11 protein-coding genes are annotated in these 13,780 nt (G+C 49.6%); 6 read left to right on the top strand and 5 right to left on the bottom strand.

Annotation, left to right across the window (positions count from 1 at the left end; genetic code table 11):
* Nucleotides 1–11 precede the first annotated feature (11 nt).
* The gene (locus tag AAY72_RS07210; RefSeq protein ID WP_057786389.1) at nucleotides 12–1,079 is read left to right on the top strand and encodes a M20/M25/M40 family metallo-hydrolase; all 1,068 of its coding nucleotides are present in this window, start codon (nucleotides 12–14) and stop codon (nucleotides 1,077–1,079) included.
* Here the strand turns inward: AAY72_RS07210 and AAY72_RS07205 are convergent.
* Nucleotides 1,072–1,941 (bottom strand): matrixin family metalloprotease, encoded by an 870-nt coding sequence (locus AAY72_RS07205; RefSeq protein WP_197408382.1) that lies wholly within the window; start codon nucleotides 1,939–1,941, stop codon nucleotides 1,072–1,074. The genes AAY72_RS07210 and AAY72_RS07205 overlap by 8 nt on opposite strands.
* Before the next feature lie 141 nt (nucleotides 1,942–2,082).
* On the opposite strand from AAY72_RS07205, the gene AAY72_RS07200 reads away from it, so the two are divergent.
* Together AAY72_RS07200 and AAY72_RS07195 are read left to right on the top strand one after the other, a co-directional pair.
* Complete coding sequence (locus tag AAY72_RS07200; RefSeq protein WP_008984906.1) at nucleotides 2,083–2,523, top strand: NfeD family protein; 441 nt, start codon at nucleotides 2,083–2,085, stop codon at nucleotides 2,521–2,523.
* A 20-nt stretch (nucleotides 2,524–2,543) separates the two neighbouring features.
* Nucleotides 2,544–3,473 carry an SPFH domain-containing protein gene (locus AAY72_RS07195; protein WP_008984907.1) on the top strand — a complete coding sequence of 310 codons (930 nt, stop codon included), beginning with the start codon at nucleotides 2,544–2,546 and terminating at the stop codon, nucleotides 3,471–3,473.
* Nucleotides 3,474–3,519: 46 nt separating this feature from the next.
* Here the strand turns inward: AAY72_RS07195 and AAY72_RS07190 are convergent, their stop codons facing one another.
* Complete coding sequence (locus AAY72_RS07190) at nucleotides 3,520–3,807, bottom strand: accessory factor UbiK family protein (protein WP_008984908.1); 288 nt, start codon at nucleotides 3,805–3,807, stop codon at nucleotides 3,520–3,522.
* 117 nt (nucleotides 3,808–3,924) lie between these two features.
* Between AAY72_RS07190 and rep the strand changes: the two genes are divergently transcribed.
* Complete coding sequence (gene rep, locus AAY72_RS07185; protein ID WP_057786387.1) at nucleotides 3,925–5,940, top strand: DNA helicase Rep; 2,016 nt, start codon at nucleotides 3,925–3,927, stop codon at nucleotides 5,938–5,940.
* A gap of 22 nt (nucleotides 5,941–5,962) precedes the next feature.
* On the opposite strand, the gene AAY72_RS07180 is transcribed toward rep, so the two are convergent.
* Together AAY72_RS07180 and AAY72_RS07175 are read right to left on the bottom strand one after the other, a co-directional pair.
* The gene (locus tag AAY72_RS07180; RefSeq protein ID WP_040291802.1) at nucleotides 5,963–7,831 is read right to left on the bottom strand and encodes a sensor domain-containing diguanylate cyclase; all 1,869 of its coding nucleotides are present in this window, start codon (nucleotides 7,829–7,831) and stop codon (nucleotides 5,963–5,965) included.
* A 180-nt stretch (nucleotides 7,832–8,011) separates the two neighbouring features.
* Complete coding sequence (locus tag AAY72_RS07175) at nucleotides 8,012–8,407, bottom strand: cytochrome c5 family protein (protein ID WP_057786525.1); 396 nt, start codon at nucleotides 8,405–8,407, stop codon at nucleotides 8,012–8,014.
* Between the two features lie 555 nt (nucleotides 8,408–8,962).
* Here AAY72_RS07175 and polA point away from each other — a divergent pair.
* Entirely contained in the window at nucleotides 8,963–11,755 is a 2,793-nt protein-coding gene (polA, locus tag AAY72_RS07170; protein WP_008984912.1) for a DNA polymerase I, read from the top strand.
* A 528-nt stretch (nucleotides 11,756–12,283) separates the two neighbouring features.
* On the opposite strand, the gene yihA is transcribed toward polA, so the two are convergent.
* Nucleotides 12,284–12,907: a ribosome biogenesis GTP-binding protein YihA/YsxC gene (gene yihA / locus AAY72_RS07165; protein WP_008984913.1), complete on the bottom strand. Its 624-nt coding sequence runs from the start codon at nucleotides 12,905–12,907 to the stop codon at nucleotides 12,284–12,286.
* Nucleotides 12,908–13,089: 182 nt separating this feature from the next.
* Between yihA and AAY72_RS07160 the strand changes: the two genes are divergently transcribed.
* Nucleotides 13,090–13,716 carry a cytochrome c gene (locus AAY72_RS07160; RefSeq protein WP_008984914.1) on the top strand — a complete coding sequence of 209 codons (627 nt, stop codon included), beginning with the start codon at nucleotides 13,090–13,092 and terminating at the stop codon, nucleotides 13,714–13,716.
* Nucleotides 13,717–13,780: the final 64 nt, after the last annotated feature.

Here is a 13,780-nt window from a genome sequence, read left to right as displayed (position 1 = left end):
GGGAAACACAGATGGTGCTACTGAAAAAACTACGCTGGCCACTGGCCCTTGTAGTTATTGCTATCCTGGCTTACTACGGCCTGAAACCCTACTGGCTAACACAGTTAACCCAGCAGGAAAGTGCCAGAATTATCACGCTGAAGCAACAGGCCGTACCGGCAGCACCACTGCAACGCCTTGATGCTGAAAGAATGATGGCCGACCTGAGTTGGTTAGCGGCAGCTGAGCGGCAAGGGCGGTCTCCCGGTACTGCCGGTGGTATTGCCGCCAGACTCTGGATTGCCGAACAATTTGCGACTATCGGTTTAGCTCCCGCCGGCAGCGAGGGTTATCTGCACCCCTATAGCGTAACCGAGCATTTTTCGTTACGCCGCTGGTTCAGGGGTAAAAACGCGGTGATCCCCGGCGTAGCAGATGCGGCCAACGTACTGGGACTGTTAGCTGGTACTGAACCGGGTTTAAAGCCACTGATTATCACCGCCCACTATGATCACCTCGGCATGCACGGCGATACCATCTTCTATGGCGCCGACGATAATGCCTCTGGCGTCGCCGCCATGTTAGAACTGGCACGTTACCTTAAGCAACAGCCACTGCGTCACTCTGTGCTGTTTGTCGCGTTAGATAGCGAAGAAAAAGGCTTACAAGGCGCAGTAGCGCTGTTTCGCACCGGCCTGTTTGATGCTGACCAACTGCGCTTTAATATCAATATTGATATGCTAAGCCGTGATACAGAGCAGCAGCTATTTGCGGTTGGTAGTTATCATCATCCATGGTTACAGCCTCTGCTACAGCAAGTGCAACAACAGAGTGCGGTCAAGCTGATTGCGGCCCACGACCGACCTTGGTACAAAGCTGGGCATACTCAGGATTGGACACTTAGCTCGGATCACGGTGTCTTTCACCAACAGGGTATCCCTTTTATCTATTTTGGGGTGGCGGATCACGCGGACTACCATACCCCGAGAGACACGGCTGATAAGGTGGATGTGGCGTTTTATCATCAGGTGGTGGAAACCGTGCTGAACTTTTTACAGGTTCTGGATCAACAGCTAGCCGAAAAAGATCGGCTTAATTAACACAATATTGCTGCCATAACTTAAAATCGGTGGTGGTCAGCCATTGCTGACCGCCATGTAATTGAGCATGCATTACCGCCGCCGGATCGTCACTGTGTGGTAAGCCCAGCGCATGGCCAAACTCGTGTTGTAGCGTAACCAGTAAATCCTGTTGGTCCGCGAAAGCATAGATCACCATCTGGCGCTGTGCCTGTCGGATACTCATCACACCAAGCTCGTGGCTGCCGATCACTTGCTGCTGCGGTAGCAAATTATTGCGTTGGGTCACCATTTGCTGCAAACGCTGTTGCTCGGCGTTCAGCTCATCCGCCTGCTGCATCAGCACTCTTTGTTCTTCTTCCAGGAGCCGCCACTGTCGCTGCAGAGCAGCCGGGAGAGTTCGTGCTCCTTGTTGCTCCAGAGTTTGTAACTGTTGTTGATACTCCTGCTGCAACTGCTGTACCCGGCTGTTTTGTTGCTGCACCTGTACTAACTGGCGCTGATACTGCCGCTGCAGCACCTCCAGATGTTCGTCATAGCGCTGCACATTACGCTGTAACAGCAAACGTTGCGCTAATTGCTGCTGCCGCTCATCGTACTGAAAGTGGATCGGAAAGCCTTGCGCGGCGTCATAAGTAAACAGTTGTTGGCCAGTAATCCGGTTCCATTGCTCAGCCGCTTCGGTGATCAATGCCAACGCCTGAGCTTCCGACAACCGGAAGGCCGGATCCAGCGTTGCCAGACGCCAGGCAACCGGCGTCTGACACAAAGACCCGTTAACTGCTGACCTGGTGGTAGATTGCTGTTCCCGGTGACTAAAACTACTCCAAAGCAACCAGGCCAATCCCAACCAAAGCACTAAACGGAAAAGCGTTCTGAGCATAAATCTATTGTTCTTTGCCACAAGCAACTCATAACTTAGTGTGACATACACGGTTACAATTAGTTGTAAATTAACAGTTACCAAATTAAATTTTTCACACTACACTGTAGTGTAAAATCAGCTCGTTAACAGGAGAGAACTTTGAGCGCTGCAATGATTTGGATCATTATTGGTGTGGTGCTAATTCTCAGCGAATTATTAGCCACCAGTATTGTCGCTGTCTTTCTGGGATTGGCCGCTATCGTTGTCGGTATCTTACTGCAGCTCGGTTGGATTGAAGCCGCCAGTACCCAGTACAGTATCTTCGGTATCGTCAGTCTGGTACTGCTATTTACCGCCCGTGGCCGCTTTAAACGCTGGTTTGTTGGCTATACCGCCGACAAAGGCGAACATCCATCACGCTTTACCGAAGACATTGGCGACACTGTTACCGTGTTAGCTGACTTTCAGCACGGCCGTGGCCGGGTTGTATTAAACGGTGTGCAGTGGGATGCCCAATCCAGTGACCCGTTAAAAGCCGGCGATCTGGCGCGGGTCGTTGCTAATGAGGGTATTCATCTGACCGTTGTCAAAGTTCATTAACGAAAAAGGAATCGTAACTTATGGAACAATTAGATATTCAAACCATTCTGACCTTCGGCTTTGCGCTGGCGGTGGTGATTACCATTTTCAAGTCGGCCCGGGTGGTCCCTCAACGGAGCAACTTTGTCATTGAGCGCCTCGGCAAGTACTCGCGCACCCTGGATTCCGGCTTTCATATTCTGATCCCGTTTATCGATAAAGTGGCTTATATCCAAACGCTGAAAGAAGAAGTGATCGACGTTAACCGTCAGACCTGTGTTACCCGGGATAACATTCAGGTCGGAATTGATGGCATTTTATATCTACAGGTGATCGATCCGATGAAGGCCAGTTACGGCATCAATGATTATCGCTACGCCGCGGCACAGCTGGCTCAAACCACCATGCGTTCGGTGATTGGTCAAACTGACTTAGATAAAACCTTTGAAGAGCGGGCCAAAATCAACGAAGAAGTAGTACGGGCACTGGACGAAGCCGCCGGCCCCTGGGGTGTGAAAGTGTTACGTTATGAAATTGCTGATATCGAACTGCCGATCAGCATTAAAGATGCGCTGGAACAGCAAATGCGCGCCGAGCGCGAGCGACGCGCAGCCATTGCCAAGTCAGAAGGTGAACGTCAGGCAATGATCAACGTCTCTGAAGGTCAGAAACAGGAAGTGATCAACCTGTCTGAAGCCGACAAACAGCGGCAAATTAACGAAGCTGAGGGCCGGGCACGGGAAATTGAACTGATTGCCGTCGCCACAGCAGAGGGTCTGCGTAAGATCGCCGAGGCGATTAACCAGCCAGGTGGTCAGGAAGCGGTTAGTCTGCGGGTAGCTGAGCAATACGTGAAAGAGTTTGGCAACCTGGCTAAAGCCAATAACACGATGATTGTACCGGCAGAGCTGGCGAATATCGGTGGCGCGGTAGCCGGTTTAACAGAAATCCTGAAATCTGTACAAAAATAAACAATTAACTGCGCCGGCCAACACCGGCGCAGCTTTTAGGGTTGCATTACTGCTGATCTGAGCTGGGTAACTCGTTTTGACGGAAGTCTTGGGTTTTTTCAGCCAATAATGCCGCCAATTGTTGCTCCATCACTTCAACTTTCTCACGGGTACGCAATAGTACCTGACGCTGTACATCAAACTCTTCCCGACTAACAAAGTCTAAATCGGCCAGCTTAGCTTGCAATACCTGCTTAACCTTGCCTTCCAGCTCATCGGCAAACTGTTTGAGCTGTGGAGGAATAACAGCCCCAATCTGGCGGGCGATCTCTTCAATTTTTTTTGGATCCAGCATCTCGTTCTCCAGGGTTTTCGATGATGTTGGTCTATTCTACGGCCTAAATGGCAGAACGCGAATGAAATTTCTGGCGGCAGGCCTTACAATGCCAACCCGGAACGAAAGGCAGGTTAGATGAAATTAAATCCACAGCAAGATGCAGCGGTAAAATTTATTGGCGGCCCCTGTCTGGTATTGGCAGGCGCTGGCAGCGGTAAAACCCGGGTCATTATCAATAAAATCGCTTACCTGATTCAGGAGTGCGAGTTGCCGGCACGACATATCGCCGCCGTGACCTTCACCAATAAAGCCGCGCGTGAAATGCGGGAGCGGATTAACGCCCAATTGCCGAAAAGTGCCACCCGTGGCCTGACCATCTCGACCTTCCATACCCTGGGGCTGGAGATTCTGAAAAAAGAATATCGCCAGCTTGGTTACAAAGCTAACTTCAGTTTGTTTGACGATCAGGATAGCTTTGCGCTGTTAAAAGAACTGACCGCTGGCGAGTATAACGGTGATAAAGAGCTGATCCGCAAGCTACAAAACCGGATCAGCAGCTTGAAAAACGACCTGACGCTACCCGAACTGGCGCTGCAACAAACGCAGGATGCTGAGACCATTAGCCTGGCGAATTATTATCTGCAGTACAGTAAGATGCTAAAAGCCTGTAATGCCTTTGATTTTGATGATCTTATCCTGCTACCGACCCTGTTATTTCAGCATCAGACCGAAACCCGCGAACGCTGGCAGCAAAAAATCCGCTATTTGTTAGTCGACGAATATCAGGATACCAATACCAGTCAGTATGAACTGGTGAAATGGCTGGTTGGCGAGCGGCGCCGCTTTACCGTGGTGGGCGATGACGACCAGTCAATCTATTCCTGGCGCGGTGCCCGGCCGCAAAATCTGGTGCTGTTGAAAAAAGACTTTCCTGAGCTGCAGGTCATCAAGCTGGAACAAAACTACCGCTCCGCTGAACGCATTTTGAAAGCCGCGAATATTCTGATCGCCAATAACCCGCATGAATTCGAGAAAAAGCTGTTTAGCGTCAATGGCTATGGCGTACCACTTAAAGTACTGCCCTGCAAACATGAAGAAGATGAAGCCGACAAGGTCGTAGCCGAAATTATCTCGCACCGTTTTAGTAACCGCAGCCAATACCGGGATTATGCCATCCTCTATCGCGGCAACCATCAGGCGCGGGTATTTGAAAAGGCGCTGATGACTAACCGTATCCCCTACCGCATTTCCGGCGGCACCTCCTTTTTTGCCCGTAGCGAAATTAAGGATGTCATGGCTTATCTGCGCTTGCTGGTCAATCAGGATGATGATAATGCGCTGTTGCGGATTATTAATGTGCCCCGGCGGGAAATCGGCCATGCTACCTTAGAAAAAATTGGCAATCTGGCTAATCAGCAACATATCAGCTTATTCGCTGCCTGCTGCCACCCGGAATTAGCGCATATTTTACCGGCGCGCAGCCTGCAGGCAGTACAGCAATTTGCTGACTGGATCAATCAACTGGCTGATAATGCGCAGCGCGCCGAAGCAAGCGAAGCGATTCGTGATCTGATCCGGCAAAGCCATTACGAAGCCTGGTTATTCGAAACCAGTAACAGCCCGAAAGCAGCGGAAATGGCGTTGAAAAATGTCAACGAGCTGTACCGTTGGATCGTCGAAATGCTGGAAGGCAAAGATGACGAGCCGGCGATGACCATTAACGAAGTCGTTAGTAAGCTTTGCTTGCGCGATATGTTAGAGCGCCAGGAACAGGAAGATCAGGCCGATCAGGTGCAATTGTTAACCCTGCATGCTTCAAAAGGTCTGGAGTTTCCCTACGTGTTTATGGTCGGGATGGAAGAGGGTATTTTGCCGCACCAAACCAGTATCGATGAAGATAATGTCGAGGAAGAGCGCCGGCTGGCCTATGTTGGCATTACCCGGGCGCAGCGTGAGTTGATCTTTACCTACGCCCGCGAACGCCGGCAATACGGTGAAACCATTAAGCCAGAGCCCAGCCGCTTTTTACAGGAGTTACCGCAGGATGATTTGGAATGGCAAAAGCCGGAGCAGCCGAAAACGGCTGAGCAGCGCCAACAAACCGCAGCTGCGAATATTGCCCGCTTACGGCAATTATTGAATAAAAACTAAGTCGTTACCGGATGACCGGCGCTTAATTACTCAGCGCCTTTAACATCTGGTCGCGCATTTCCGGCTGGAATACCGCGTAGCGGCCCCGGCCCAGCGCCTTGGCATGATACATAGCCGCATCGGCATCGCGTAACAGCGCATCGGCGTGGTGATATTCGAGCGTCAGTGGTGCTATGCCGACGCTGACGCCAGACTGGGTTTTATGACCATCTAATTGATAAGGTTGGCGGAACTTATCAATAATCCGCTGTGCGACCTCTTCGGCATCCTGGGCATGCTGTAAATTAACCAGCATCACCACGAACTCGTCCCCCCCGAAGCGCGCAGCCAGATCATGCTCGCGAATCGCACTGAGCAAACGTTTACTGCTTTCCACCAGAAAGGCATCGCCAATATGATGGCCGAGCGTATCATTAATTAACTTAAAGCGGTCCAAGTCCAGAAATAACAACGCCATACCCGGATGAGCCTGACGTTTACTTAGCGCAAATTGTTGTTTTAATTGCTGCAAGAACATTTGACGATTCGCCAGCCCTGTTAATACGTCATGATTAGCATCGTAAAACAGTTTTTGCTCAGCTTTTTTCCGCTCTTCTACCTGCAAGCGTAAAAACAAATTGGTTTGGCGCAGTTCTCGGGTGCTTTCAAACACTTTGCGTTCCAGCTCTTCCTGATGCTGGCGTTGCCGCTCTGCCGCTAACTTACGCTGAATGGCGACAGCGATGTGCTGTGACACAAAACGCAAAATGGTCAGTTCCTGGTCAGTGTATTGATAGCCAGCCTCGTAGGATTGCACCGCAATTACGCCGATCACTTTCTGGTCAATTTTTAGTGGCGCGCCCAGCCAACTGCTGGAATATTTAGAAGGCCCGCCCAGATTACTAATGCCGCGGCGGATTTCGCCGCGTTCAACCAATTGCTGTGCTTCATCATTATTAATTAAACGCGCTTCGGCGCACCGAATCACATATTCGGTAAAACCTTTGCCTAACGGCCGATCGACTGCCGCCGGACTGTATTGGTCAAGGTAAAACGGAAAGTTCAGTTTAGTGCCGTCCTGACTTAGCAAAGCAATATAGCAATTGTCTGCTGCCATCAAACCACAGAGCACATTATGCATGGCGCGGTAAAAGGCTTGCATATCCTGACTGCTGGCGGTCAGTTCCGAGATCTTATACAGTGCGGCTTGCAGTTTTTCAGCGTGCGTGCGTTCTTTAATTTCTTTTTGTAAAGACTCATTAGTCTGGCGTAACTGCAAGGTGCGTTGTCTTACTGTGGTTTCCAGTAACTCACGGCTCTTTACCCGATCAAGTGCAATCACCGTATTACTGCCAATGCTGTTGAACAATTTTAAATCATGTTCGTTATAACGGTATTGGCTATCGTAGGACTGGATTGCCATCACCCCGATCACTTTATCATCCCGCCATAGCGGAATACCCATCCAATGGGCAGACGGTGAGCCTTGTGCCAGAATTTCGCCGCTTTGCACCAAAGCATCAAATTGCGCTTCGTCGCAGAGCAAAGGCTGCTCAGTTCTGGCGACATAACCTGTCAAACCGCGTGAAAAAGCACTGGATGGTACCGAAGCAATCAGCTGTTGATCTTTTTCATCTGAAAAATATTGCAGGCTATATTGACCCGTTTCACTGTCATACAACACAACATAAAAATTTTCGGCGTGCAGTTGTTCCGACACCATCTTGTGGATGGCCGGATAAAATTCAGCCATGTCGCTGATGCTGCTGGCTAATTCTGAGAGCTGCAACAAAGCCCCCTGAATGGTGTAGGCTTCTTTAAAGCGCTCAATCAGGGTTAGCAACCGCCGTATTTTGGTGGAAGCGCGTTTAAGTTGATGCTGAAGTGTTTCTAAGTTGTTCAATCCCGCCATTCCGTTGCGAATAAACACTGGTCAGAGCAATAATAATAAAGTGTTATTATGCACAAAGTTTAGACGCAGGGAAGAGATAGCAAGGAAATATCACTAAATTAGTTAAAGAAGATCTTTAAACACTGCAGAGATAAAAAAACCGCAGCAAGCTGCGGTTTTCCAAAGCGCTTTAACGGCGATTTAAACACCGTCTGTCATAAAGCGAATCGCGGCAGCAATTTCATCCTCAGAACAGGTAGTACAAGTGCCCATCGCCGGCATATTGTTAAAACCTTCAATAGAGTGTTTCAGCAGCACGTCGAATCCTTGCGCTAAACGTGGCTTCCAGGCCTCTGAATTAGGCTTGGGGGCGTCCAGTGCGCCGGTACCATGACAAGCAAAACAGGCCGACTGATACACTTGCTCACCACTGCGTGGACCCGCTGCGACGGCTTCTGTGGCTGCCGCTGCACCAGCAACATAAACCTGACCCACTGGCGCGATACGCTTAGCGATAGCGTCAGCTTCCTGTTCGGTACTGGCCTGCAAACCTAGTGTTGTCAGCAGCATTGCTACTGCAAGTGTCAATTTCTTCATAATGTCGATCCCGTGCTGAAAGCCATACTGATTTGCTGGCATTATAGCCTGCCTTTGCGGCAGAACGGAAGAGTTAGCCGCAGCAGGCTTTTAACGCCTTAATTTTGTCAAATGATCCTGACAATAGCGTGCTAAGCCTTATCAAACTTGCTTTATGCCGTTTTATACAGCAAATAGGATTTTTAGGAGCAAAATTTTTTAAAATTTACTCTGGGCAAAGCCGCTGATTGTGATAGTCTGTTCCACCTGCATGGAGTTGCAGGCAGCTTTTTGTGAATGGACTCCGGGCGAAAGCTAAAGCGTTTTCCACATTACGCAATGCTGAAAAAATAAGAATAAGGGCACTTGCAGTTTCGTTCCTTTCTTTATAAAACAAACACTTAGAATTACACCAGCCTCATGCTGTTTACTACAGCGTGTCGGTTAGCTATTTTTTTGCACAAAGTTATCCACAGCTTACTCCCGATTTTGACTGCCGCAACCCGACTTGTTCAGCTAGCCGGATCCGTGTAGCTATGGCATCCTATATCTCAAACTCCGCGCAGGGCAATCATCATGGTCTATATCCCCAAAAATCCGCTGATCTTGGTCGACGGTTCTTCTTATTTATTTCGTGCTTATCACGCGCCACCACATTTAACGAATTCGCGTGGCGAAGCCACCGGAGCCATTTACGGTGTGGTCAATATGTTGAAGAGCTTGCTCAAACAGTACCAACCAACACAAATGGCAGTCGTGTTTGACGCCAAAGGGCCAACGTTTCGTAACGAGATGTATGCCGAGTACAAAGCCCATCGGCCACCGATGCCTGATGACTTACGTAGCCAGATTGAACCTCTGCACAATATTATCCGGGCCATGGGTTTGCCGTTGTTATGTATCAGTGGTGTGGAAGCTGATGATGTGATTGGTACGCTAGCGCGGCAGGCCAGCGCGGCCGGACGGCACACCCTGATTTCAACTGGCGATAAGGATATGGCGCAGTTGGTCGATGAGCATGTCACGCTGATCAATACCATGACTAATACGCTGCTCGATCCCCCTGCGGTGCTGGAAAAATTCGGTATCGGCCCAGAGTTGATTATCGATTATCTGGCGCTGATGGGTGATAAGGTGGACAACATCCCGGGTCTGCCCGGAGTAGGTGAGAAAACGGCAGCAGCACTGCTGCAGGGGCTGGGTTCAATTGAACAGATTTACCAGCAGCTGGATCAGGTTGCAGCACTGAGTTTCCGCGGCGCCAAAACTATGGCAGCCAAACTGCAGGAATTTGAAGCCCAGCTGAAACTGTCATACGAGCTGGCAACGATTAAATGCGACGTAGCGCTACCCTGCACACTGGATGAATTACAAATCCAGCCAGCTGATCAGGCACAACTAGCTGAATTATATCGTGAATGTGAGTTTAAACGCTGGCTGGCTGAAGTCTTAGCCAGTAGCCAGCACAGTGCCGGAGCGTCAGAGAGTCCGGCACAGGATGCCAGCGCAAGCGAGACAGCCGATAAGACGCCAACGGAAGTGCGGCAGGTGATTGATCGTCAGCAATATCAAACCATTCTGACGTCAGAGGATTTCGAGCAGTTACTGATAATCCTGGATCAGGCAGAATTAACGGCTTTTGATACTGAAACCACCAGTCTGGATTATATGCAGGCCGAGCTGGTTGGTTTATCTTTTGCTACCGCCGCCGGTCAAGCCTGGTACTTGCCGCTGGCACATGATTATCTGGGCGCGCCGGCGCAACTGGATCGCCAGCACTGTTTGCAACGCTTAACACCCTGGCTGGAAAATCCCGCTAAAGCCAAGGTAGGTCAGAATCTGAAGTACGATCAAAGTGTGCTGGCACGCTATAAGATTGCGCTGCGGGGTGTCAAGTTTGACACCATGCTGGAGTCCTACGTACTTAACTCCGTTGCCGGCCGCCATGATATGGATAGCCTGGCGTTGAAATATCTTGGACATAGCACTATCAGCTTTGAAGATTTGGCCGGTAAAGGCGCCAAGCAACTCACTTTTAATCAAATTGAATTGGAAAAGGCTGCTGAGTACGCCGCAGAAGATGCCGATGTGACATTACGGCTGCATCAGACATTATGGCCTCAGCTACAGCAGAGCGCCGGATTGGTTAAGGTTTTCAATGAAATTGAACTGCCATTGATTGCCATTCTGTCAGATATTGAACGTCATGGAGTACTGATAGACAGCCAATTATTGGCTGAGCAAAGCCAGCAGTTGAGTCAGCGGATTGCCGAGCTGGAGCAATTGGCTTATCAGCAAGCCGGCAAAGAATTTAATCTGGCCTCCCCGAAACAGTTACAAGAAATTCTGTTCGAGCAGATGAAGTTGCCGGTACTGAAAAAGACACCCAGCGGCACGCCATCAACAGCAGAAGAAGTGCTGGCAGAGTTAGCACTGGAATATGAATTTCCAAAACTGATCACGGAGCACCGCGGCCTGAGTAAACTGCGTTCCACCTATACCGAAAAATTGCCGAAGATGGTTAATAAGGCGACGGGCCGGGTGCATACTTCCTACCACCAAGCGGTCGCTGCCACGGGCCGCTTAAGCTCCACCGAGCCGAACTTGCAGAATATTCCGATCCGCACCGAAGAAGGGCGCCGGATCCGACAAGCCTTTATCGCGCCCAAAGGCAAATTACTGATGGCCATCGACTACTCGCAGATTGAGCTGAGAATTATGGCGCACCTGTCGCAGGACAAGGCGTTACTGGATGCGTTCGCCAAGGGACTGGATGTACACCGGGCAACCGCCGCCGAAGTATTTGGCGTCAGTCTGGAGCAGGTTACCGCCGAGCAGCGGCGAAGCGCCAAAGCCGTAAACTTTGGTTTAATCTATGGCATGTCAGCCTTTGGCTTAGCCAAGCAACTTGGTATTGGCCGCGGTGAAGCTCAGCACTATGTTGACCGCTATTTCGAGCGTTTCCCAGGTGTACTCGATTATATGGAGCGCACCCGCAAACAGGCGCATGAACAGGGCTATGTTGAAACCCTGTTTGGCCGTCGCTTATACCTGCCTGATATTAATGCTAAAAATATTGGCAGACAAAAAGCGGCGGAACGGGCTGCGATTAATGCACCGATGCAAGGCACGGCGGCTGATATTATCAAACTGGCAATGATTAAGGTACAGACCTGGCTACAGCAGCATGCTGCTGATAAAGCTGCCATGATTATGCAAGTACACGACGAACTGGTGTTCGAAGTGACGGCGGCAGATGTCAGTTGGTTAGCTACCGAGTTGAAACAGCTGATGGCCAGCGCAGCCAAATTGGATGTGCCTTTACTCGCCGAAGTAGGCTATGGCAAAAACTGGGATGAAGCACACTAAGTAGATGGTAATTTAATTACATAAAAAGCCTTAAAAATGCAGCGCCTACACTTTTATGTAGTTTTATTACAAAAAAACCTTGCAATCGCTCAGAAAATGACTAGAATTTGAGTCGTAGGGTACAGAGGTAAGATATTCTATCTTTCACCCGGGGTGTTTCACTCCGGATTATGAAAGTAGGCTTTATTTAGCCGCCCCGCTGCTTGCAGCGGGGCGTTTTTTTTATTTGTGTTTGAAGCCCGCAACACAAAACAGAATGCGCGCCAGAGCATATTGCAGTAGACCGTCTGTGTTACCCAATAACATTTTTTAGAGTAAATACTTCAAACGGTGCAATATTGCTGTTATACTGCACACGTCTTAGCGATAAGACACCCTGTTGATTTGATTTTATATAGCTTCTCCCCGATTGCTATGACCGACCCTCAGGGGTCGGTTTTTTTTGCCTGTTGGAAATCAGCAATAAAAAACGGCTGGTTCTTTACAGATAGCCAGCCGCTTATCGGTGGAAATCAGGATACAGTAAGGTCAGGTTGTTTCGTCTGTCAGATCGGTAAACCAGCCGTTCAGTACTTGCTCAAACTCAGGTAACCCCAATTTGCTCAGTGAGCTGAAGAGCTGCACCTGCACATCACCCATAAAGGCTAATGCTGCTTCGCGTACTTCCAACAAAATCTTTTTCCGTGCGCCCGGGCCAAGCTTGTCGGCTTTTGTTAACAGTAGCAATACCGGTAACTTACTCTCTACCGCCCAGAAAATCAGCTGTTGATCTAAATCTTTCAGCGGGTGCCGGATATCCATTAATACCACCAAGCCTTTTAAGCTCTGCCGCTTTTGCAGATATTCCGATAACGATTGCTGCCATTTCTCTTTTACTGCCAAGGGTACTTTGGCAAAACCATAACCGGGCAAATCGATAAGTCGTTTATCCGGCGCCAGCTCAAAAGTATTAATTAACTGGGTCCGGCCAGGTGTTTTACTGGTACGAGCCAGATTATTCTGTCGGGTCAGCGTATTCAGCGCGCTGGATTTCCCGGCATTTGAGCGGCCGGCGAACGCGACCTCAGTACCGGTATCGGCGGGCAAAGCCCTGATATCAGGGGCGCTGGTCAGAAAACTGACCTGCTGAAAATTGAACTTTGGCTGTGACACAAGCTACTCCGGCTGGTAAATTGAGGTTATTGTAGCGGATCTGAAGGATCGGAAGAAGCTTTTGACTAAAGGATGGGATTTTACTTTGGGCAGTTTCGTGTAAAATAGAGCAAAAATCACCTTAATATAATTCATTGCAGCCAGATCGCTGGCGTTTGAATGCGGACTGAGACGGATCAAACATGAAAAAACTCGTATTACCTCTGACGCTGTTATTCGGATTAATCGGTGCAGCAAACGCTTTTGATGGTGATGCCGAAGCTGGCAAGGCAAAATCAGCCACCTGTGCGGCTTGCCATGGCCCGGACGGCAACAGTCCGCTGGCTATTTATCCTAAAATTGCTGGTCAGCACGCTGAGTACCTGTATAAACAATTAACTGACTATAAATTGGGCATGACCTCAGGCGGAAAAGAAGGCCGTTCGAATGCCATTATGTTTGGTATGGTTGCCGCATTATCGGATCAGGATATGAAAGATCTGGCCGCATACTTCTCTTCACAACGCGTGAAGCCAGGTACAACGCCAGAAGATGTGATTGAATTAGGTCAAAAATTGTACCGCGGTGGTGATGCTGAGCGTGGTATCGCTGCCTGTATCGCCTGTCATGGTCCTCGGGGCGCAGGCACCAGCCTGGCAGGTTTTCCGCGCATTGGCTTCCAAAATGCGGACTATGTCAAAACAACACTGGAAGAATTCCGCGCCGGTACCCGAGCCAACGATATGAACGGCATGATGCGTGAGGTTGCGAAAAAACTGACTGACGAAGATATTCGGGTGCTGTCGCAGTACCTGGGTGGTCTGCATTAATCAGCGATAAGCTGTAACAGCTGCTAACAAAAACCGGCGACCTCGCCTAATGCCGATCAGTTAA

This window comes from Alishewanella sp. WH16-1, from assembly GCF_001441695.1.
GTDB classification, from domain to species: domain Bacteria; phylum Pseudomonadota; class Gammaproteobacteria; order Enterobacterales; family Alteromonadaceae; genus Alishewanella; species Alishewanella agri.
The sequence above is the reverse complement of the archived record's forward strand: the minus strand, read 5'-3'. Positions and strand labels throughout refer to the sequence as shown.

Excerpts from the sequence above, each read along its gene's own strand:
- rep (WP_057786387.1), top strand. The coding sequence starts at position 3,925 with ATGAAATTAAATCCACAGCAAGATGCAGCGGTAAAATTTATTGGCGGC.
- AAY72_RS07160 (WP_008984914.1), top strand. The coding sequence starts at position 13,090 with ATGAAAAAACTCGTATTACCTCTGACGCTGTTATTCGGATTAATCGGT.
- AAY72_RS07210 (WP_057786389.1), top strand. The coding sequence starts at position 12 with ATGGTGCTACTGAAAAAACTACGCTGGCCACTGGCCCTTGTAGTTATT.
- AAY72_RS07175 (WP_057786525.1), bottom strand. The coding sequence starts at position 8,407 with ATGAAGAAATTGACACTTGCAGTAGCAATGCTGCTGACAACACTAGGT.
- AAY72_RS07180 (WP_040291802.1), bottom strand. The coding sequence starts at position 7,831 with ATGGCGGGATTGAACAACTTAGAAACACTTCAGCATCAACTTAAACGC.
- AAY72_RS07205 (WP_197408382.1), bottom strand. The coding sequence starts at position 1,941 with ATGCTCAGAACGCTTTTCCGTTTAGTGCTTTGGTTGGGATTGGCCTGG.
- polA (WP_008984912.1), top strand. The coding sequence starts at position 8,963 with ATGGTCTATATCCCCAAAAATCCGCTGATCTTGGTCGACGGTTCTTCT.
- AAY72_RS07190 (WP_008984908.1), bottom strand. The coding sequence starts at position 3,807 with ATGCTGGATCCAAAAAAAATTGAAGAGATCGCCCGCCAGATTGGGGCT.
- AAY72_RS07195 (WP_008984907.1), top strand. The coding sequence starts at position 2,544 with ATGGAACAATTAGATATTCAAACCATTCTGACCTTCGGCTTTGCGCTG.